We start from the raw sequence: 21040 nt of genomic DNA, 5'->3' as shown, positions 1-21040 counted from the left end.
TTTGTGACGACGACTACACTATTTTATTTAGGAAGTGACGCCAACGGGAGGCTCATGAGCGGATCGGGAGTTCAATTTTCATTCAATGTGCTCACCATTAATACTCACAAAGGGTTCACCGCCTTCAACCGGCGTTTTATTTTGCCTGAGCTACGAGAGGCCGTCAGAACGGTTGGCGCAGACATTGTGTGTCTGCAGGAAGTCATGGGCGCGCACGAAGCTCATTCGTTGCATATTGAGAACTGGCCGGATACCAGCCACTACGAATTTCTGGCGGACACGATGTGGAGCGACTTCGCCTACGGGCGTAACGCCGTGTACCCGCAGGGGCATCACGGTAATGCGGTGCTGTCACGGTATCCCATTGAGCATTATGAAAATCGTGATGTGTCAGTCGGCGCGAGTGAAAAGCGCGGGGTCCTTTACTGCCGCATCGTACCGCCAATGCTCTCCCACCCCATCCATGTGATGTGTGTGCATCTCGGTTTGCGTGAAGCTCACCGCCAGGCCCAGCTTGCTATGCTGGCAGACTGGGTCAACGCTCTGCCCGACGCGGAGCCCGTGGTTATCGCCGGAGATTTTAACGACTGGCGACAAACGGCCAATCACCCGTTGAAAGCCAGGGCCGGCCTTGATGAGATTTTTACCCGCGCCCACGGTCGCCCGGCGCGGACCTTTCCGGTGCAGTTTCCCTTGCTGCGTCTGGACAGGATCTATGTGAAAAATGCGAACGCCAGTACTCCAACGACGCTGGCGCTGCGTCACTGGCGACATTTGTCCGATCATGCCCCCCTGAGTGCGGAGATTCATTTATGAAATATGGCTGGCGTGAAGGCAATCAAATTCAACTGCTGGAAAACGGCGATCAATTCTACCCCGCCGTCTTTGACGCCATTGAACAGGCACAGCAAAAAATAATCCTCGAGACCTTTATCTGGTTTGAAGATGCGGTCGGAAAACAGCTGCATACCGCGTTGCTCGAAGCCGCCCGGCGAGGCATCAAAGCAGAGGTGCTGCTGGATGGCTACGGCTCGCCTGATCTTAGCGACAGTTTTGTTGAAGAACTTACCGTAGCCGGTGTAGTTTTCCGCTACTACGATCCGCGCCCGCGTCTGTTCGGGATGCGCACCAATCTCTTTCGCCGGATGCATCGCAAAATTGTGGTCATTGATGATCGTGTTGCCTTTGTCGGCGGCATCAATTACTCCGCTGAACATATGTCTGATTACGGTCCTGAGGCCAAGCAGGATTACGCCGTGCGCGTTGAAGGCCCTGTCGTTGCTGACATTCTGAACTTTGTACTGGAAAACCTGCCCGGGCAAAGTGCCGTACGCCGCTGGTGGCGACGTCATCACCGGGCAATCGACAATCATCGACCCGGTGAAGCACAGGCGCTGTTTGTCTGGCGCGATAACGAAGAGCATCGCGATGATATTGAACGCCATTATTTGAAAATGCTGACCCAGGCCAGGCGGGAAGTGATCATTGCCAATGCCTATTTCTTTCCCGGTTATCGCCTGCTGCATGCCCTGCGTAAAGCAGCACGACGCGGCGTTCGGGTAAAACTCATCGTGCAGGGCGAACCGGATATGCCAATTGTGAAAGTGGGCGCCCGACTGCTGTACAACTATCTGGTCAAAGGCGGCGTCCATGTCTATGAATACCGCCGTAAACCTCTGCATGGCAAAGTGGCGCTGATGGACGATCACTGGGCGACGGTGGGTTCCAGCAATCTCGATCCGCTGAGCCTGTCGCTGAATCTGGAAGCAAATCTGATTATTCATGACCGCACTTTTAACCAGACCCTGCGTGACAACCTGAATCCCATTATTGCGCAAGACTGCAAGCGGGTTGACGAATCCATGCTGCCAAAACGCACCTGGTGGAACCTGACTAAAAGCGTGCTGGCGTTCCACTTTTTACGCCATTTCCCGGCGCTGGTCGGCTGGTTGCCGGCGCATACCCCGCATCTGGCCGAAGTAGAGCCGCCCGCGCAGCCCGCTCTGGAAACCCAGGACCGTATACAAACTGAGGATGCAGGAGGGAAAACCTGATGGCCAAAGCACATCCGCGCTGGCGGTTAGCGAAAAAAATCCTCACATGGCTATTTTTTATTGCGGTGATCGTGTTGCTGGTCGTTTATGCCAGCAAGGTCAACTGGCAGGAAGTGTGGACGGTCATCCGCGATTATAATCGGATTGCCCTGCTCAGTGCCGTGGGGCTGGTGATTGTCAGTTATTTACTTTACGGCTGCTATGACCTGCTTGGGCGCTATTACTGCGGGCACAAGCTGGCAAAACGCCAGGTCATGCTGGTGTCGTTTATCTGTTACGCCTTCAACCTGACGTTAAGCACCTGGGTGGGCGGGATTGGGATGCGCTATCGGCTCTACTCCCGTCTCGGGTTGCCGGGGAGCACAATTACGCGGATTTTTTCACTGAGCATTACCACCAACTGGCTGGGCTATATTCTGCTGGGCGGTTTTATTTTTACCTTCGGCGTCGTCGAACTGCCCGCGCACTGGTATATCGATGAAGGTACGCTGCGCATCTTAGGCATTGCGCTGCTGCTAGTTATTGGCGTTTATCTGTGGTTTTGCGCCTTCGCTAAGCATCGCCACATCACCATCAAGGGTCAAAAACTGGTGCTACCTTCCTGGAAATTTGCCATAGCGCAAATGGCGATATCCAGTACAAACTGGATGGTAATGGGGGCGATTATCTGGTTGTTGCTGGGTCAGGATATCAACTATTTCTTCGTGCTGGGCGTGCTACTGGTAAGCAGTATTGCCGGGGTAATCGTACATATTCCGGCAGGGATTGGCGTGCTGGAGGCGGTGTTTATGGCGCTGCTGGCAGGAGAGAACACGTCTCAGGGAACGATCATTGCCGCCCTGCTCGCGTATCGCGTGCTGTACTATTTTATTCCGCTACTACTGGCGCTGGTGTGTTATTTGCTGCTGGAGAGTCGGGCAAAAAAGCTGCGGGTAAAAAACGAGAAGGCGATGGCGAAATGATAGTGTATATAGTGCCGGATGCGGCGTAACGCCTTATCCGGCCTACTTTCGATACCAAGCGCCATCCGGCAACAGACAATTAACGACGATTGCCGAAAATACGCAACAGCATCAGGAACAGGTTGATGAAGTCCAGGTACAGCGTTAAGGCCCCAAGAATCGCGTATTTACGCAGATTAGAGCTGTCGCGCAGATCGATCTGCTCACCGATATTTTTCAGCTTCTGCGTGTCATAGGCGGTCAGACCGACAAACACAATCACCCCGATATAGGTCACCGCCCACATCAGCGCTTCGCTCTTGAGCCAGAAGTTAACCAGCGAGGCCAGCACAATACCGATCAGCGCCATGAACAGCATATTACCGAAGCCGCTCAGATCGCGTTTGGTGGTGTAGCCGTACAAACTCATGATCCCGAACATCCCGCCGGTGACCACAAAGGTGCTGGCGATAGACGAGTAGGTATAGACGATAAAAATACTTGATAGCGTCAAACCGGTTAATGCCGAATAGAGCATAAACAGCGTGGTCGCCATACCTGCGCTGAGTCTTTGCACCATGCCGGACAGGACAAACACCAGCGCCAGTTGAGCGATGATCAGGCCAAAGAAGGTGATTTTGCTGGAGAAGACAAACATCATCACCGCGGGCGTATTCGCCGCATACCACGCGATAAACGCAGTCAGCAACAGTCCGCAGGTCATCCAGCCGTACACCTGCGCCATATACGTTTGCAGGCCGGAACGGGCCTGGACAATAGAATCGGATCGTGGGAATCGGTCCATGACAATCTCCTGAATCAGTATGAGCCTACAACAATTGTACTCTACCAGCGTTTTGCTGCTAGCTTATCGCTGTCTCGGGCATCAACCCAGCGCTCACCTTCCGGCGTGGCCTCGCGCTTCCAGAACGGTGCGCGAGTTTTCAGGTAATCCATAATGAACTGCCCGGCATCAAACGCGCTGCTGCGATGCGCACTGGTCACGCCAACAAAAACGATTTCATCACCCGGCCACAGTTCGCCAATGCGATGAATCACCGTCACCCGCCCCAGCGGCCAGCGCGAACGCGCTTCGTCGACAATCTCCGCCAGCGCTTTTTCGGTCATACCCGGATAGTGTTCCAGCGTTAATGCCTGCACGCTATCGCCGAGATTGTGATTACGCACTTTACCGGTGAAAGTGACCACCGCGCCGTCTTCATCACGCTCAGCCAGCCAGGGATACTCATCTCCGACGCGGAACGGCGCAGGGCCAACAACAATTCGCGTTTCAGCCATTTTAGCCTCCGGTTACCGGTGGGAAGAAGGCCACTTCGTCACCCGCGTTAAGAGGATGATCAAAGCCGACCAGCGTCTGGTTTACCGCCGCCAGCAGCTTGCCGTCTTCCAGCGCCAGCGCCCAGCGATCGCTTTGCGCTGCCAGGTGCTTGCGTAGCGCTTCTACCGTAGCAAACTCGGCGGCAACCTCTAACGCATCGGTGTTCACCAGTTCCCGTACCTGAGCAAAGAAAAGAACCTTAATCATGCGCATCCACCTTAAAATCACCCGATTTGCCGCCGCTTTTTGCCAGCAGACGCACCGGTCCAATTACCATATCCTTTTGCACCGCTTTGCACATATCGTAGATGGTCAACGCCGCCACGGAGGCCGCCGTTAACGCTTCCATTTCAACACCGGTTTTCCCGGTCAGCCGACACAGCGTTTCAATGCGTACGCGGTTTTGTTCCGGCTCGGCTTGCAGATTGACTTCGACTTTGCTCAGCATCAGCGGATGGCACAGCGGGATAAGATCCCAGGTCCGTTTCGCGGCCTGGATACCGGCAATACGCGCCGTGGCGAAAACGTCGCCTTTATGGTGGCTGCCGTCGATAATCATCGCCAGCGTTTCGCTGCGCATGGTAACGAAAGCTTCTGCACGCGCCTCGCGTACGGTTTCCGCTTTGGCGGAGACGTCCACCATATGCGCTTCGCCAGCGGCGTTAATATGAGTCAGTTGCGACATACTTATTTCTTCAAATGTGGGTGGAAATTACACGGACGCGTACGGGCATCGAGCTGCGGCGCAATGATATTTTCCCAGGCGGTACGGCACGCTTTCGTCGAACCCGGCATGGCGAAAATCAGCGTTTTATTGGCCACGCCAGCAATCGCCCGGGATTGCAGCGTCGCAGTGCCAATCTCTTCAAACGACAGCATACGGAAAACTTCGCCAAACCCTTCAACTTCTCTGTCGAACAGCGGTTGCAGCGCTTCCGGTGCCTGGTCCCCTTCGGTTAACCCGGTGCCGCCAGTAATGAGCACGACCTGTACATCGTCACTGGCAATCCAGGCAGAAACCTGAGCGCGGATGGCATAGCGGTTCTCTTTAACAATCGCCTTGTCGACAATCTGATGACCCGCTTCTTGCGCCGAGTCACGCAGATAATGGCCGGAGGTGTCATCTTCTTCGCCGCGACGATTGGAAACCGTAAGAATAGCAATGCGTGTCGGGATAAATTCAGCGCTTACCTGACTCATGAAAAACTCCTTTTAGCGATCAGCCGCCAATGTAAGATAAGTTTTGCGTAATACCGGTATTGTTCTGATGCAGGAAATGGGTCTGCTTTTTCTCCAGCAGCGCGGCTGAAATGCGTTCTTCCAGCGCTGGCTGCTGAGCGTCATCTGCCAGCAAATCACGCAGACTTACGCCGCCTTCACCAAATAAACACAGATGAAGTTTGCCGACAGAGGAAACGCGCAGACGGTTGCAGGTGGCGCAGAAGTCTTTCTCATAAGGCATGATCAGACCAATTTCGCCGGCATAGTCAGGATGACAGAAAACCTGAGCCGGTCCATCGCTGCGCTGTCGGATCTGGTGGATCCAGCCGCGACGCAGCAGTTCATCGCGCAGTACCTGGCCTGAGATATGATGCTTACGGAACAGAGAACTGCCCTCGCCCGTTTCCATCAGTTCAATAAAGCGCAGTTGAATAGGACGGGGCTGAACCCACGCCAGGAAAGTATCCAGTTGATGATGGTTTACATCGCGCATCAGCACGGTGTTGACTTTCACTTTTTCAAAACCGGCATCAAAGGCGGCGTCAATGCCCGCCATCACCTGCTGAAATTTGTCCTGCCCGGTAATGGCGTGAAACTGACGGGCATCGAGGCTGTCGACGCTAACATTGAGTGCACTCAGCCCGGCATCGCGCCAGGCGGCAGCATCGCGCGCCAGACGATAACCATTGGTGGTTACCGCAATCTGACGGATGGCGTCGTTTTCGCGCACGGCGGCGATAATGTCGGTGAAGTCGCGACGTAGTGAAGGTTCGCCCCCTGTCAGACGCACTTTTTCCGTTCCCAGGCTAGCGAACGCGCGCGTGACGCGGCGAATTTCATCAACGGTCAAAAAGCCGTTATTGGTGACACCGCCGGGCTTATAGCCATCCGGCAGGCAGTAGGTGCAACGAAAGTTACACACATCGGTAATCGACAAACGTAAGTAGTAAAACTTACGCGCGAAAGCATCGGTAAGTTGTGAGCCCATGTACACCTTTCCAAATACGGGAGACGTAGTCATTTCTTCCTGCGCCCTGGTGACAAACTTATTCAAGTATTGTCACGGCCAAAGCACCGTATCATTTGACCCAGGTGCAGAGGCTAGAGTGTTTATACTCGTCATATTTCGAGTTGCAGATGCGTTGGCTCCCGACAACTCAAATTATTAAGAGTACTTAGTGGTTATGCCGATACTAGCGTGTTAATGACGCTTTTGCCATGTACACTTTCGCTATGTATATTTGTATATAGCGACATGATCGTGCAATTTCGCTACAGAATAAGCAAAAACCACAGTTTTGCATTGATATACATCATCTTGCCAGCAGGTGGCTCTCGTCAGAAAGGAGTAGATCGCGGAAAATAATTACGCCAGATACCGACTGGATAATTGCTGAAAACACGCTATTTACGTTACTGTAGCGCCGATCAATTGATATCAGGAAAATATATGCGCACTCGCACGCTGGCAGATCTGGACCGCGTTGTCGCTCTCGGCGGAGGGCATGGATTAGGACGCGTTCTCTCCTCACTTTCCCCTTTAGGTTCACGCCTGACGGGTATCGTCACCACCACCGATAACGGCGGGTCGACAGGTCGCATTCGTCGCTCTGAAGGAGGAATTGCCTGGGGAGACATGCGAAACTGTCTGAACCAGTTAATTACCCAACCCAGCGTTGCATCTGCCATGTTTGAGTACCGTTTTGGCGGTAATGGCGAACTTTCCGGGCATAACCTCGGAAATCTGATGTTAAAGGCGCTAGATCACCTTAGCGTGCGGCCTCTGGAGGCCATCAATTTAATTCGCAACCTGCTGAAGGTCGATGCACATTTAATTCCGATGTCAGAGCTGCCGGTGGATCTGATGGCTATCGACGATCAGGGACATGAAGTCTATGGCGAAGTGAATATCGATCAGCTCACCATCCCGCCTCAGGAGCTGATGCTGTCGCCAAAAGTCCCCACCACGCGGGAGGCGGTTGAGGCTATCGCCGAAGCGGATTTGATTCTGATTGGGCCTGGCAGTTTTTACACCAGCCTGATGCCCATCCTGCTGCTCGATGAACTGGCGCAGGCGTTACGTCGCACACCCGCCCCGATGGTTTACATTGGTAATCTGGGCCGCGAGTTAAGCCTGCCAGCCGCCAGCCTGACGCTTAACGATAAGCTGGCAATCATCGAACAGTACGTTGGCAAGAAAGTGATTGACGCGGTGGTTGTGGGCCCAAAAGTGGATGTTTCCAGTGTTACCGACCGCGTTGTAATTCAGGAAGTGCTGGAAGCCAGCGACATTCCCTACCGTCATGACCGTCAGCTATTGCATAGCGCGCTGGAGAAAGCGGTACAGGCGTTAGGTTGAACGAATTTGCCTGATGCGCTGCGCTTATCAGGCCTACAAAACGCTCTGTGCCACCATCCGGCTCCACACAATGCCTGATGCGCTGCGCTTATCAGGCCTACAAAACGCTCTGTGCCACCATCCGGCACCAAACAATGCCTGATGCGCTGCGCTTATCAGGCCTACAAAACGCTCTGTGCCACCATCCGGCACCAAACAATGCCTGATGCGCTGCACTTATCAGGCCTACAAAACGCTCTGCGCCACAATCCAGTACCAAACAATGCCTGATGCGCTGCGCTTATCAGGCCTACAAAACGCTCTGTGCCACCATCCGGCACCAAACAATGCCTGATGCGCTGCGCTTATCAGGCCTACAAAACGCTCTGCGCCACAATCCAGCACCAAACAATGCCTGATGCGCTGCGCTTATCAGGCCTACAAAACGCTCTGCGCCACAATCCAGTACCAAACAATGCCTGATGCGCTGCGCTTATCAGGCCTACAAAACGCTCTGTGCCACCATCCGGCACCAAACAATGCCTGATGCGCTGCGCTTATCAGGCCTACAAAACGCTCTGTGCCACCATCCGGCACCAAACAATGCCTGATGCGCTGCGCTTATCAGGCCTACAAAACGCTCTGCGCCACAATCCGGCACCAAACAATGCCTGATGCGCTGCGCTTATCAGGCCTACAAAATGCTCTGTGCCGTGTACCGGCCAACAAACGCGAACTATCCTGTAGGCCGGATAAGGGGTTTACCCCGCATCCGGCACCCTCTTACGATGCCGCGATAAACAACTCGCGCAGCTGATGCAACTGGTCGCGGATCGTCGCGGCTTCTTCAAACTCAAGATTCTGCGCATGCTGCATCATTTGCCCTTCCAGCTCGTGAATCTTCTGCTGCAGCGCTTTTGGCGTCATATCCAGCTCGACAACCTCAGACTTCGCACCTGCACGAGACTTCCCTTTGCCTTTCGCCTTGGTCTTCGCAATATTCTGACCCAGCGCCAGAATATCGACCACTTTCTTGTTTAATCCCTGCGGCGTAATACCGTGTTCTTCGTTGTAGAGCTGCTGTTTCTCACGACGACGTTCAGTTTCACCAATCGCTTTCGCCATTGAGGCGGTAATTTTGTCACCGTAGAGAATAGCTTTACCGTTGATATTACGCGCCGCACGACCGATGGTCTGGATAAGCGAACGTTCAGAACGCAGGAACCCTTCTTTGTCCGCGTCCAGAATCGCCACCAGTGAGACCTCGGGCATGTCCAGACCTTCACGTAACAGGTTGATGCCCACCAGCACGTCAAACTCGCCCAGACGCAGGTCACGAATGATCTCCATACGTTCCACGGTATCGATGTCAGAGTGCAGATAACGTACCCGCTCGCCGTGTTCTTCGAGGTATTCGGTAAGGTCTTCCGCCATCCGTTTGGTAAGCGTGGTGACCAGTACACGTTCGTTAATCGCCGCACGGGTGCGGATTTCAGACAACAGATCGTCAACCTGCGTCGCCACCGGACGCACCTCAATGACCGGATCCAAAAGACCGGTCGGTCTTACGACCTGATCGACCACTTCATCACCGGATTTCTCCAGCTCATAGTTGCCCGGTGTCGCCGAAACGTAGATGGTCTGCGGGGCCAGCGCTTCGAATTCTTCAAATTTAAGCGGACGGTTATCCAGCGCCGACGGCAGACGGAATCCGTATTCGACCAGGGTTTCTTTACGCGCCCGGTCACCGCGATACATGCCGCCAATTTGCGGGATAGTAACGTGGGATTCATCCACCACCAGCAGGCCATCGGCAGGCAGGTAATCAAACAGCGTCGGCGGCGGTTCACCGGGACCACGCCCGGAGAGATAGCGGGAGTAGTTTTCAATCCCCGAGCAGTAACCCAGCTCGTTCATCATTTCCAGATCGAATTGGGTACGCTGGCTTAGCCGCTGTTCTTCGAGCAGTTTGTTATTTGCCAGCAGAATTTTACGCCGCTCTGCCAGTTCAACTTTGATTTCTTCCATCGCCTGCACGATACGTTCGCGCGGCGTGACGTAGTGCGTTTTCGGGTAGATGGTATAGCGGGAAATGGTCGATTCAACCTGTCCGGTAAGCGGATCAAACAGCGACAAACGCTCGACTTCCTCATCGAACAGTTCCACGCGCAGCGCAATGTCGTCGGATTCAGCCGGGAAAATGTCGATCACTTCACCACGCACGCGGAAGGTCCCGCGCTGGAACGCCTGATCGTTGCGGGTATATTGCAGTTCAGCCAGGCGGCGCAGGATCGCCCGCTGATCGATAATCATCCCCACCGTCAGGTGCAGCATCATTTTCAGATACAAGTCGGGGTCGCCCAGACCATAGATAGCGGAAACAGACGCCACGACAACAACATCCCGACGTTCCAGCAGCGCTTTGGTTGCCGACAGACGCATCTGTTCAATGTGTTCGTTAACCGAGGCATCCTTCTCGATGAAGGTGTCTGAACTCGGCACGTAAGCTTCCGGCTGATAATAGTCGTAGTAGGAGACGAAATACTCCACTGCATTATCCGGGAAGAACTCTTTCATCTCACCGTACAGCTGCGCGGCAAGCGTCTTGTTAGGTGCCAGCACCATGGTAGGACGCTGCAAGTCCGCAATCACGTTAGCGATGGTGAATGTCTTGCCTGAACCCGTCACCCCCAGCAGCGTCTGATGCGCCAGACCATCCTCCAGCCCTTCTTCCAGACGGCGAATTGCCTCAGGCTGATCGCCGGAGGGTTTAAAAGCGGAATTTAGTTTGAACGGTTTACTCATGAGCAGCTACCTGAAGCAATGGGCGGGCAGGTGTGTAATTTTACTCGCAGTGGTATATTTTGCCAGTAAAATATACTGGATGAAAAAACAGTAACGCGCCAGAATATTTCTGATACGCCATCAGAATGGCCGTACTTGCAGGTTAAAATTTGCCCTCAGGCAAGATAAAACACCAGCAAAAATGGGTTATCCCCAAAGCAATGACTTTTTTAACATTTGTCAAGCCACTCGATGAAAGTTTTGTGGCAACGCATGACACTTCTGCAACAGCCATTGCTTTTATCTAACAGCCTGTAATTTAATAACTATTATCTCAAGCCGTCTTTCGCATCAATTTAGCCGCAGGCCGCGTCTTCTCTCGCTTACATTGTGTTTTCTAACTCTAATACACAAGGTTATCCACAGGAATAGTGGATAACTGCCGCCAGCCCGTGTGGACTGTAGCCTGGCAAAAATGCCCTCGCGCCCTTTTCCGCAGAGATAAAAAAAAATTATCGCTATTTTTTGATATTTATCAGCTAACGAAGCGGCCTGGAATAGCCGAGATCTTGCTCGCATTTTCATCATTTTCCTGCCTGCACCATCACGACACCACCAGGCACTGGCAATGTGCATAAAACAACGCCAGGACCGCAGTCTGTCAGACTTTATCGCCAGCGCTGTACGCTATCCCGCTGTTTTTGGTTTGCATTCTTCTTCTGGCAAGAGAATTGCAGTTTTCTTCCGACGACCTGTTCGTGGGGCGGATAACATCATGATGGAGAAATCTATGTTGAGTCTTCGCGCAGTGAATCATTATTACGGCAATCAGCACTCATTGTGGGATGTGGATCTTGACCTGCTGCCCGGAAAATGTACCGGCGTGCTGGGGCTTCCGGGGATGGGAAAGACTACGCTGGCCAATTGCATCATCGGCAATTTACCGATCGAAAGCGGTACCATGTTCTGGCATCAGGCAGGCGCGCCACCACGCGATCTGGGTCCGATCCCAGCGGCAAATCGCATTGCACTGGGTATTAACTATGTTTCACAAGAGAGGCGGATTTTTTCGCAACTGACCGTCGAGGAAAATCTGCATATTGCGCGCCAGGCGGTTGGAGAAAGCGAAACGATGAACAGCTGCGATATTTACCGCCTTTTTCCCCAGTTGTTCGTACTGCGCCAGGCCAAAGGGGGAACATTGTCGGAGGATAATCAGCACCAGCTTGCGCTCGCCAGCGCGCTGGTCACACGCCCGCGCCTGCTCATTCTCGATGAGCCAACGCGAGGAAGTGGCCAGGCGTATATCCACAAGCTAGGGAACCTGATTGTGAGGCTAAGCCAGGAGCTTGGCATCGCCATTATGCTCGCAGAGCAGAGCCTGCCGTTTATTCGTCGGGTCGCCGACTGCTACTGCCTGTTGCACCGCGGGCGCAACGTGGCTCAGGGGCAAATCACCCCCTTCGGCGACCCGCTAATCAACGGCTGGGCGACGCCGGAGATAAAACGCTAAGATCGATAAAATGCCCTGTCGATGCCAGCTCCGGCTCTTCTGCCAGCCAGGGAATTTCCCCCAGCAGCGGGGCCGGAAGAACACGCCTGAGCGTTGCCATATATTCAGCATAGCGCTTGCCAGGTGGCGTCACATCATTGGCGACCCATCCGGCAAGCGTCAGTCCGGCCTGCTGCACCGCCTGGGCGGTCAGCATAGCGTGGTTGATGCACCCAAGCTTAACGCCAACCACCAGAATCACCGGCAGTTGCTCGGCTGTTACCCAGTCAGCAAAACTCAGCGTTGGCGAAAGCGGCGTAAACCACCCGCCAGCGCCCTCCACCAGCACCCAGTCAGCCTGCTCTTCCAGCGCGCGTAAACCCGCAGACATCACGGCAGCCTGAATGGGACGACCTTCGTCAGCGCTGATGATATGCGGTGAGGTAGGTTCCGCGAAGGTATAGGGGTTGATAGCAGCATAATCCACCGACGCAACGCTGTTGCGCTGTAATGCCAGGGCATCGCCATTACGCAGACCTTCAGTCGTCATTTCACTGCCTGACGCCACGGGTTTATAGCCGACGGTTCGTAACCCCAGCTGTCCCGCCGCCTGAAGCAGCGCACAGCTGGCGATAGTTTTACCCACTTCGGTATCCGTTCCGGTGACAAAATAGGTGTCAGTCACGTTGAATCACTCCCAAAAATAGATGATAAGTCAGCGGATATTTTCCCTGTTGGCAGGGCCAGGCGAGCTGTAGCTGACGCAGTTGCGAGCGGGTGAGCACGCGCTGCTCGCGTCCATCATGCAAATGCGTCGCGCCAATGCCCTTTAGCGAGCGCATAGCGCTCAGCGCATCGTCAAACCACAGCGTGATGGCATGAGACTGGTACTCCGCGTCCCAGCCATGCAGGGCGTTTTCCAGTTGTTCCACGGGCAAAAAACGGTTGGCGTGCTCCCTGTCATCAACCGCTCGCCACGCCTGACGAAGCTCTGGCATTGAACCCTGCGCCAGAGTACTAAACGCCACCGCCCCACCGGGACGCACCACGCGGTAAAGCTCTTTTAACGCACCACGGAGATCGCTGCACCACTGCACGGCCAGATTGCTCCAGGCCAGGTCGAAAGTACCGGTTGCCTGCGGAATGGCTTCGATATCCGCCAACAGATAGCGGTGGGCGACATCGTGACGCTGCGCTTGCATCAGCATTTGTGCCGACAAATCCAGCGCGCAAACCTCGCTCCCCAGCTCCCGCCAGTAGCGACTCATACGCCCTGGCCCACAGCCTGCATCCAGTACCTGAGCAAACACCCGCCCCTCGAGTCGCGCCAGTAACGCATCGGCACTCTGACGCTGAAGCTCTGCGTGTTGCTCATAGTAGGTGGCCGCGCGACCAAACGCGGCAGCAATCGCCTGCTTATTGACCTGTTCCATGCAGCACCTCCAGTAGGCTGTCTATATCCTGGGCTTCATGTGCCTGGGTCAGCGTAATCCGCAACCTGGCCGTACCCGTCGGCACCGTCGGGGGACGAATCGCCGTCACCCAGCATCCCTGTTGCCGTAATGCCTGTGCCAACTGTAAGGCTTTATGGTTATCGCCCACGATCAGCGGCTGAATCGCACTGTCTGAATGCGCCAGCGTTAAGTCTGGCGTATTCATCCCAGCACGAAAACGCCGGATCAGCATCGTCAGCTTTTCTCTGCGCTCATCGCCTTCGCGGCTGCGGATCACCGCCAGCGCGGCGCGCAAGGCCTGAGCCTGCGCCGGGGGCATACTGGTGCTGTAGATCAGATGCCGGGCAAACTGCAGCAGATAATCGGCTACGTTATCTGAACACAGGATTGCTGCGCCGCTAACGCCAAACCCTTTGCCAAACGTCACCACGAGCAGCTCAGGTTTTACCTGCTGTCGGGAGCACGAGCCGCGCCCTTCCTCACCGCACACGCCGATCCCATGCGCATCATCCACCAGCAGCCACGCGCCCTGCTGTTCTGCCACCGCGTGAATGTCCGCCAGCGGCGCGCTGTCACCATCCATGCTGAACACACCTTCAGTGACCACGAGTTGCTGCCCCGGACAGGGGGCAGTCAGCAGACGCTCCAGATGTTGCGAGTCATTATGGGTAAAGCGACGTAGCACGGCGGGGCTAAGGCTGGCAGCTTCCAGCAGCGAGGCATGGCTGAGCCGGTCGGCGACGATCCGATCCTCTTTTCCCATCAACGCGGCAATGACCGCCTGATTAGCGGCAAAACCAGAGATAAACAGCAGCGCCCGTGAATAGCCGAGCCACTGCGCCAGCTCTTCTTCCAGCGCCTGATGAGCAACGGAATAACCGCTAACATGGCCTGAGCCGCCGCTGCCGACGCCAAAACGTTCAGCTCCCTGCTGCCAGGCACAGACAATCTGCGGATGATGGCTCAAGCCAAGGTAGTCGTTGCTGGAGAAATTCAGATACTGGCGACCGTCGGCCTGCAGCCAGCGACCGGCACCCTGCGTCACCGCATAGCGCTGACGCCATGCATCAGCACGACGACGCGCCGTTAGCGCATCGTCTATTTTTTGCTGCCAGGTCATACGGTTGCCGCGTTGTAGTAATCGTCGGTATCCGGAGTACGCAGCGCCTGCTCCAGACGTTGCTGCTGTTCGTTATCGCCCGCCAGTACCGCCGTTTGCTGCGGATTAAGACCCAGCTTGCGGAACAGCAGTAAATCTTTGTCCTCGTTCGGATTGGGTGTAGTAAGCAGTTTGCAGCCGTAGAAAATCGAGTTGGCCCCGGCCATAAAGCACATTGCCTGGGTTTGTTCGTTCATCTGCTCGCGCCCGGCAGAAAGACGCACGTATGAGGTCGGCATCATGATGCGCGCCACGGCGATAGTACGAATAAAATCAAAGGCATCTACGTCATCGTTATCGGCGAGCGGCGTGCCCTTCACTTTCACCAGCATATTGATCGGCACGCTTTCCGGCGGCGTCGGCAAATTCGCTAATTGCAGCAGCAGACCCGCGCGATCGGTCACCGTTTCCCCCAGACCCACAATCCCGCCGGAGCAGACTTTAATGCCCGCCTCACGCACTTTATCCAGCGTATCCAGGCGCTCCTGGTACGAACGGGTGGTGATGATATTGCCGTAGAATTCCGGCGAGGTGTCGAGGTTGTGGTTGTAGTAGTCCAGACCCGCATTGGCCAGGCGCTGGGCCTGCGTTTCGTCCAGCGTGCCCAGCGTCATACAGGCTTCCAGCCCCAGTTCTTTCACGCCCTGCACCATCTGCTCCAGGTAAGGCATATCACGTTCGTGAGGATTCTTCCACGCCGCGCCCATGCAAAACCGCGTTGAGCCGGCCTGCTTCGCCTTACGCGCCGACTCCAGCACCTGTTCAACCTCCATCAAACGTTCTGTTTCCAGGCCGGTTTTATAGCGGGAACTTTGTGGGCAATATTTGCAGTCCTCCGGGCAGGCACCGGTCTTAATCGACAGCAGCGTACTGACCTGAACCTGTTGCGGATCGAAGTGCTGGCGATGAACCTGCTGCGCTTCAAACAGCAGATCCAGCAGCGGTTTTTCAAATAATTCGGTGACTTGCGACATTGTCCAGCGAGAAGAATGAGCCATATTGGTATACGTTTCGTTGTTAGTTTGGTGTAGACTAGTAAACCTAAATCTTTTTAATTTGGTTTACAAGTCGATTATGACAACGGACGATCTTGCGTTTGACCAACGCCATATCTGGCACCCTTACACCTCCATGACCTCCCCGTTACCGGTTTATCCGGTGGCGCGTGCCGAAGGTTGCGAACTGATCTTAGCCAGTGGTGAGAGGCTGATTGACGGTATGTCATCCTGGTGGGCGGCGATCCACGGCTACAATCACCCACAGCTGAACGCCGCGATGAAAACGCAGATTGATGCCATGTCGCATGTGATGTTTGGCGGCATTACTCATGCCCCGGCTATTGCGCTGTGCCGCCAGTTGGTGGCGATGACACCACAGGCGCTGGAGTGTGTTTTTCTCGCGGATTCAGGTTCGGTCGCCGTAGAAGTCGCGATGAAAATGGCGCTGCAATACTGGCAGGCTAAAGGCGAATCCCGTCAGCGGTTCCTGACGTTTCGTAACGGCTATCACGGCGATACCTTTGGCGCGATGTCGGTCTGCGATCCCGACAACTCGATGCACAGTCTGTGGAAGGGCTATCTGCCAGAGAACCTGTTTGCGCCCGCCCCGCAAAGCCGCATGGGCGGCGAGTGGGACGAACTGGATATGGTGCCTTTTGCCCGCCTGATGGCCGCGCATCGCCACGAGATTGCGGCGGTGATCCTTGAGCCAATCGTACAGGGCGCTGGCGGTATGCGCATGTATCATCCCGAATGGTTAAAACGCATCCGTAAGATGTGTGACCGGGAAGGTATTCTGCTGATTGCCGATGAGATAGCCACCGGATTTGGCCGTACGGGTAAGCTGTTTGCCTGCGAGCACGCCGACATCACGCCAGACATTTTGTGCCTGGGTAAGGCGTTAACCGGCGGGACAATGACCCTTTCAGCAACCCTGACCACGCGTCAGGTCGCAGAGACCATCAGCAATGGTGAAGCCGGATGCTTCATGCACGGCCCGACCTTTATGGGCAACCCGCTGGCCTGCGCCGTCGCCTCCGCCAGCCTGTCGTTACTCGAAACCGGCGAGTGGCGCTCGCAGGTCGCGGCCATTGAAGCGCAACTACGGGCAGAACTTGCCCCGGCGGCGGAATCCAGTTGGGTAGCGGACGTACGCGTACTCGGCGCCATCGGCGTCATCGAAACCACGCATCCGGTGAATATGGCGGCGTTACAGAAGTTCTTTGTCGAACAGGGCGTCTGGGTACGTCCGTTTGGTAAGCTCATTTATCTGATGCCGCCGTACATCATCAAGCCTGAACAGTTGCGTCGTCTGACCCAGGCCGTGAATGAGGCTGTGCGCAGTGCAACATTTTTTAGCGATTAATCAGCGGTAACCTCTTCGGTTTCTGGCTACACTTTTTGGCTAACGAGAGGAGTCAGCATGAAACTAATCAGCAACGATCTGCGCGATGGCGATAAGCTTGGGCATCGCCACGTCTTTAACGGCATGGGGTATGACGGGGATAATATCTCCCCGCATCTGGCGTGGGATGACGTGCCCGCAGGGACTAAAAGCTTTGTCGTGACCTGCTTTGATCCTGATGCGCCAACCGGCTCCGGTTGGTGGCATTGGGTGGTAGTAAATCTGCCGGCTGATACCCGCGTACTTACGCAAGGCTTCGGCTCCGGGCTGGTTGCGCTACCGGATGGCGTGATTCAGACCCGTACAGATTTTGGTAAAGCCGGTTATGGTGGCGCAGCGCCGCCGAAGGGGGAAAGCCATCGTTATATCTTTACGGTTCATGCGTTGGATGTGGAGCGTATTGATGTCGATGAGGACGCCAGCGGTGCGATGGTTGGATTTAACGTTCACTTCCACTCGCTTGCCAGCGCCTCGATTACGGCAATGTTTAGCTAAGCTATGTTGTGCCGGATGTCGGTTTCGCCTCATCCGGCCTACAAAGAAGACCGTTGGCCTGATAAGATGCGTCAGCGTCGCCATCAGGCAGTTTTCTACAGAAATTCAGGCAGCAATTTCAGCAACGTTCCTTGCGCTAACAGTTCGGTTGCGCACTCAATATCCGGGGCGAAATAGCGATCCTGCGTATAGTGGGCAACCTGCTCACGCAGAGCCTGGCGCGCCTGCTCCAGCAGCGGACTTGAGGTTAACCCTTCACGCAGATCAATCCCCTGACACGCCGCCAGCCACTCCACGGCAATCACGCCGCGCGTATTCGCCGCCATCTCCCACAATCTGCGACCCGCGGCTGGTGCCATAGAAACGTGATCTTCCTGGTTGGCGGAGGTCGGTAAGCTGTCCACGCTGTGCGGATGCGCCAGCGCTTTGTTTTCGCTCGCCAGCGCGGCGGCCGTCACCTGAGCGATCATAAAGCCGGAGTTAACCCCACCGTTTTTCACCAGGAACGGCGGCAACTGCGACATATGTTTGTCCATCATCAGCGCAATGCGCCGCTCTGACAGCGAGCCGATTTCCGCAAACGCCAGTGCCAGGTTATCTGCCGCCATCGCCACCGGTTCAGCATGGAAGTTGCCGCCGGAAATCACATCGCCCTCTTCGGCAAACACCAACGGGTTATCGGAAACCGCATTGGCTTCCACCAGCAGGACATCCAATACCTGGCGCATTTGCGTCAGGCACGCCCCCATTACCTGCGGCTGACAGCGCAGAGAATACGGATCCTGCACTTTTTCACAGTTATGATGCGACTGGGAAAGCGCACTGGTATCGGTTAACACATGGCGGTACAGCGTAGCGGCATCAATCTGCCCGCGCTGCCCGCGCGCGGCATGAATACGGGCATCAAACGGACGACGAGAACCCAGAACTGCTTCGGTGGTCAGCGCCCCGCACACCGTCGCGGAGGCGAACAGCTCCTGAGCTTCAATTAACCCGCGCAGGGCAAAGGCGGTAGAAGCCTGGGTCCCGTTGAGCAGCGCCAGCCCTTCTTTCGCCTCCAGCGTTATCGGCTCCAGCCCGGCTTTTTTCAGCGCCTCAGTCGCCGGGAGCCATTCCCCCTGCCAGCGCGCTTTACCTTCGCCCAGTAGCGTCAAAGACATATGCGCCAGCGGGGCCAAATCGCCTGAAGCGCCCACCGACCCTTTCGCCGGGATCAGCGGATACACCTCGGCATTGACCAGCGCAATCAGTGCTTCGATCACGCTTAAACGAATGCCGGAAAAACCACGCGCCAGGCTGTTGATTTTCAGCACCATAATCAGACGCACCATAGCGTCGTCCAGCGCCTCGCCAACGCCTGCCGCATGGGAGAGCACCAGCGAATGCTGCAAATTCTGCAAGTCTTCCGTGGCGATGCGGGTCTGGGCCAGCAGCCCAAAACCGGTATTAATGCCATATGCCGTACGGCCTTCAGCGACAATATTATTGACGCAGGCGACGCTGGCATTGATTGCATCAATCGCCCCGGCATCCAGGCTCAGTTTGACCGGCTGCTGCCAGATATCGCGTAGTTGTGCAAAACTCAGGTGGCCCGGCGTTAATGTCATGGTGTTCATATCAGCGTTTCTCCTGCGTCGCAGCAACCATCGGCAAATTCAGCCCTTCCTCGACGGCGCATTCCACCGCAATGTCATACCCGGCGTCAGCGTGACGCATCACCCCGGTCGCCGGATCGTTATGTAATACCCGGGCGATGCGCGCGGCAGCTTCATCGGTGCCATCGCAAACAATCACCATCCCGGCATGCTGGGAGAAGCCCATGCCGACCCCACCGCCGTGATGCAGCGACACCCAGGTCGCGCCGCTGGCGGTGTTAAGCAGCGCGTTCAACAACGGCCAGTCGGATACGGCGTCTGACCCGTCGCGCATGGCTTCGGTTTCGCGGTTCGGGCTGGCAACAGAGCCGGAGTCCAGATGGTCACGGCCAATAACAATTGGCGCGGACACTTCGCCACTGCGCACCATTTCGTTAAACGCCAGCCCCAGTTTCTGACGCCACTCCAGGCCAACCCAGCAGATACGCGCCGGTAAGCCCTGGAAGTTAATTCGCTCACGCGCCATATCCAGCCAGTGGTGCAGATGCTTATCGTCAGCCACGATCTCTTTCACTTTGGCATCGGTTTTATAAATATCCTGCGGATCGCCGGAAAGCGCCACCCAACGGAACGGGCCAATGCCGCGACAGAACAGGGGGCGAATATAAGCAGGGACAAAGCCGGGGAAATCAAATGCGTTTTCCACGCCCATCTCTTTGGCCATCTGGCGAATGTTGTTGCCGTAATCAAACGTTGGCACGCCCATTTTGCTAAACGCCAACATCGCCTCGACGTGCGTTGCCATTGAACGTTTCGCCGCCTGGACCGTGCCCTGGGGATCGGACACCGCTTTCTCCTGATACTCTTCCCAACTCCAGCCGGACGGCAGATAACCATGCAGCGGATCGTGGGCGCTGGTCTGATCGGTGACCATATCCGGGCGCACACCGCGCTTCACCAGTTCCGGTACAACGTCGGCGGCGTTAGCGCACAGGGCAATAGAGACCGCTTTGCCCTCACGGGTGTACTTGTCGATACGCGCCAGCGCGTCGTCAAGCGATGTTGCCTGCTCGTCCACGTAGCGGGTACGCAGACGGAAATCAATGCGGCTTTGCTGGCATTCAATGTTCAACGAACACGCACCCGCCAGCGTAGCGGCTAACGGTTGTGCCCCGCCCATACCGCCCAACCCGGCAGTTAGTACCCAGCGCCCGCTCAGGTTACCCTGATAATGCTGACGTCCAGCCTCAACGAAGGTTTCATAAGTCCCCTGCACAATGCCCTGGCTACCAATGTAGATCCAGCTCCCGGCGGTCATCTGGCCGTACATCGCCAGCCCTTTGGCATCCAGTTCGTTGAAGTGTTCCCAGGTTGCCCAATGTGGCACCAGATTGGAGTTGGCAATCAGCACGCGCGGTGCATTGTCGTGAGTTTTGAATACGCCTACTGGTTTACCGGACTGGACCAGCAGGGTCTCATCAGTCTCCAGTTTGGTTAGCGCGTTGACGATGGCGTCATAGCATTCCCAGTCCCGTGCGGCGCGACCAATCCCACCGTAGACCACCAGCTCATGCGGATTTTCCGCGACATCGGGATCGAGATTGTTCATTAACATGCGCAGCGGCGCTTCGGTCAGCCAGCTTTTGGCCGTTAAGGTGGTGCCGCGTGGGGCACGAATATCCTGCTGACGATATTTGCTATGAGACATGACAGAAAACTCCTCAGGCTGAATGTAGGCCGGATCAGGCGTGTACGCCGCCATCCG

At 55.5% G+C, this 21040-nt stretch carries 20 protein-coding genes and 1 riboswitch; of the genes, 7 read left to right on the top strand and 13 right to left on the bottom strand.

Translation table 11 applies throughout. The features are described 5' to 3' along the window. Positions 1 to 54: 54 nt before the first annotated feature. Genes E1B03_RS09140 through E1B03_RS09130 form a run of 3 tightly spaced genes read left to right on the top strand, consistent with a single transcriptional unit; the run spans position 55 to position 3016 of the window. Positions 55 to 816 carry an endonuclease/exonuclease/phosphatase family protein gene (locus E1B03_RS09140; RefSeq protein ID WP_103768873.1) on the top strand — a complete coding sequence of 254 codons (762 nt, stop codon included), beginning with the start codon at positions 55 to 57 and terminating at the stop codon, positions 814 to 816. Beyond that, positions 813 to 2054, top strand: coding sequence for a cardiolipin synthase ClsB (gene clsB, locus E1B03_RS09135; protein WP_133086082.1), 1242 nt, complete (start codon positions 813 to 815; stop codon positions 2052 to 2054). The genes E1B03_RS09140 and clsB overlap by 4 nt, the downstream gene beginning before the upstream one ends. Continuing rightward, positions 2054 to 3016 (top strand): lysylphosphatidylglycerol synthase domain-containing protein, encoded by a 963-nt coding sequence (locus E1B03_RS09130; protein WP_103768872.1) that lies wholly within the window; start codon positions 2054 to 2056, stop codon positions 3014 to 3016. The genes clsB and E1B03_RS09130 overlap by 1 nt, the downstream gene beginning before the upstream one ends. 79 nt (positions 3017 to 3095) lie before the next feature. On the opposite strand, the gene E1B03_RS09125 is transcribed toward E1B03_RS09130, so the two are convergent. The 6 genes from E1B03_RS09125 to moaA all read right to left on the bottom strand — a co-directional run bounded on the left by E1B03_RS09125 (position 3096) and on the right by moaA (position 6543). Next, positions 3096 to 3800, bottom strand: coding sequence for a Bax inhibitor-1/YccA family protein (locus E1B03_RS09125; RefSeq protein WP_003831536.1), 705 nt, complete (start codon positions 3798 to 3800; stop codon positions 3096 to 3098). A 41-nt stretch (positions 3801 to 3841) separates the two neighbouring features. Further along, positions 3842 to 4294 (bottom strand): molybdopterin synthase catalytic subunit MoaE, encoded by a 453-nt coding sequence (moaE, locus tag E1B03_RS09120; RefSeq protein ID WP_005123732.1) that lies wholly within the window; start codon positions 4292 to 4294, stop codon positions 3842 to 3844. 1 nt (position 4295) lies between these two features. Continuing rightward, the gene (gene moaD, locus E1B03_RS09115) at positions 4296 to 4541 is read right to left on the bottom strand and encodes a molybdopterin synthase sulfur carrier subunit (RefSeq protein ID WP_133086081.1); all 246 of its coding nucleotides are present in this window, start codon (positions 4539 to 4541) and stop codon (positions 4296 to 4298) included. Beyond that, positions 4534 to 5019, bottom strand: coding sequence for a cyclic pyranopterin monophosphate synthase MoaC (gene moaC / locus E1B03_RS09110; protein ID WP_103768870.1), 486 nt, complete (start codon positions 5017 to 5019; stop codon positions 4534 to 4536). Before moaC ends, moaD begins: the two co-directional genes overlap by 8 nt. Before the next feature lie 2 nt (positions 5020 to 5021). Then, positions 5022 to 5534 (bottom strand): molybdenum cofactor biosynthesis protein B, encoded by a 513-nt coding sequence (gene moaB, locus E1B03_RS09105; protein WP_003035187.1) that lies wholly within the window; start codon positions 5532 to 5534, stop codon positions 5022 to 5024. Between the two features lie 19 nt (positions 5535 to 5553). After that, positions 5554 to 6543: a GTP 3',8-cyclase MoaA gene (gene moaA, locus E1B03_RS09100; RefSeq protein WP_103768869.1), complete on the bottom strand. Its 990-nt coding sequence runs from the start codon at positions 6541 to 6543 to the stop codon at positions 5554 to 5556. Then, positions 6531 to 6676, bottom strand: a riboswitch (molybdenum cofactor riboswitch). It overlaps the preceding gene by 13 nt. Positions 6677 to 7005: 329 nt before the next feature. On the opposite strand from moaA, the gene yvcK reads away from it, so the two are divergent. Continuing rightward, on the top strand, positions 7006 to 7914 hold the full coding sequence (gene yvcK, locus E1B03_RS09095) for a uridine diphosphate-N-acetylglucosamine-binding protein YvcK (RefSeq protein ID WP_103768868.1): 909 nt from the start codon (positions 7006 to 7008) through the stop codon (positions 7912 to 7914). A gap of 762 nt (positions 7915 to 8676) precedes the next feature. Here yvcK and uvrB read toward each other — a convergent pair. Beyond that, positions 8677 to 10698, bottom strand: a complete 2022-nt coding sequence (gene uvrB, locus E1B03_RS09090) for an excinuclease ABC subunit UvrB (RefSeq protein ID WP_103768867.1) — start codon at positions 10696 to 10698, stop codon at positions 8677 to 8679. A gap of 769 nt (positions 10699 to 11467) precedes the next feature. On the opposite strand from uvrB, the gene E1B03_RS09080 reads away from it, so the two are divergent. After that, a complete protein-coding gene (locus E1B03_RS09080) occupies positions 11468 to 12190 on the top strand; it encodes an ABC transporter ATP-binding protein (RefSeq protein ID WP_133087206.1) in 723 nt (240 codons plus the stop codon). On the opposite strand, the gene bioD is transcribed toward E1B03_RS09080, so the two are convergent. The 4 genes from bioD to bioB are packed head-to-tail and all read right to left on the bottom strand — an operon-like array spanning position 12156 to position 15780. Continuing rightward, complete coding sequence (gene bioD, locus E1B03_RS09075; protein ID WP_133086080.1) at positions 12156 to 12854, bottom strand: dethiobiotin synthase; 699 nt, start codon at positions 12852 to 12854, stop codon at positions 12156 to 12158. The genes E1B03_RS09080 and bioD overlap by 35 nt on opposite strands. After that, the gene (gene bioC / locus E1B03_RS09070) at positions 12847 to 13602 is read right to left on the bottom strand and encodes a malonyl-ACP O-methyltransferase BioC (protein WP_133086079.1); all 756 of its coding nucleotides are present in this window, start codon (positions 13600 to 13602) and stop codon (positions 12847 to 12849) included. Before bioC ends, bioD begins: the two co-directional genes overlap by 8 nt. Then, positions 13586 to 14743 (bottom strand): 8-amino-7-oxononanoate synthase, encoded by a 1158-nt coding sequence (gene bioF / locus E1B03_RS09065; protein ID WP_133086078.1) that lies wholly within the window; start codon positions 14741 to 14743, stop codon positions 13586 to 13588. Before bioF ends, bioC begins: the two co-directional genes overlap by 17 nt. Then, a complete protein-coding gene (bioB, locus tag E1B03_RS09060) occupies positions 14740 to 15780 on the bottom strand; it encodes a biotin synthase BioB (protein ID WP_103768862.1) in 1041 nt (346 codons plus the stop codon). The genes bioF and bioB overlap by 4 nt, the downstream gene beginning before the upstream one ends. Before the next feature lie 76 nt (positions 15781 to 15856). Between bioB and bioA the strand changes: the two genes are divergently transcribed. Both bioA and E1B03_RS09050 read left to right on the top strand, forming a co-directional pair. After that, positions 15857 to 17146 (top strand): adenosylmethionine--8-amino-7-oxononanoate transaminase, encoded by a 1290-nt coding sequence (bioA, locus tag E1B03_RS09055; protein ID WP_103768861.1) that lies wholly within the window; start codon positions 15857 to 15859, stop codon positions 17144 to 17146. Between the two features lie 57 nt (positions 17147 to 17203). Continuing rightward, positions 17204 to 17680, top strand: a complete 477-nt coding sequence (locus E1B03_RS09050; protein WP_133086077.1) for a kinase inhibitor — start codon at positions 17204 to 17206, stop codon at positions 17678 to 17680. 95 nt (positions 17681 to 17775) lie between these two features. Here the strand turns inward: E1B03_RS09050 and hutH are convergent, their stop codons facing one another. Together hutH and hutU are read right to left on the bottom strand one after the other, a co-directional pair. Continuing rightward, complete coding sequence (gene hutH / locus E1B03_RS09045) at positions 17776 to 19296, bottom strand: histidine ammonia-lyase (RefSeq protein ID WP_103768859.1); 1521 nt, start codon at positions 19294 to 19296, stop codon at positions 17776 to 17778. Position 19297: 1 nt separating this feature from the next. Further along, a complete protein-coding gene (hutU, locus tag E1B03_RS09040; protein ID WP_133086076.1) occupies positions 19298 to 20983 on the bottom strand; it encodes a urocanate hydratase in 1686 nt (561 codons plus the stop codon). Positions 20984 to 21040: the final 57 nt, after the last annotated feature.

The organism is Citrobacter arsenatis, assembly GCF_004353845.1.
Classification (GTDB): domain Bacteria; phylum Pseudomonadota; class Gammaproteobacteria; order Enterobacterales; family Enterobacteriaceae; genus Citrobacter; species Citrobacter arsenatis.
Note: the sequence above shows the minus strand (reverse complement) of the source record. Positions and strands in the feature narration are given on the sequence as shown.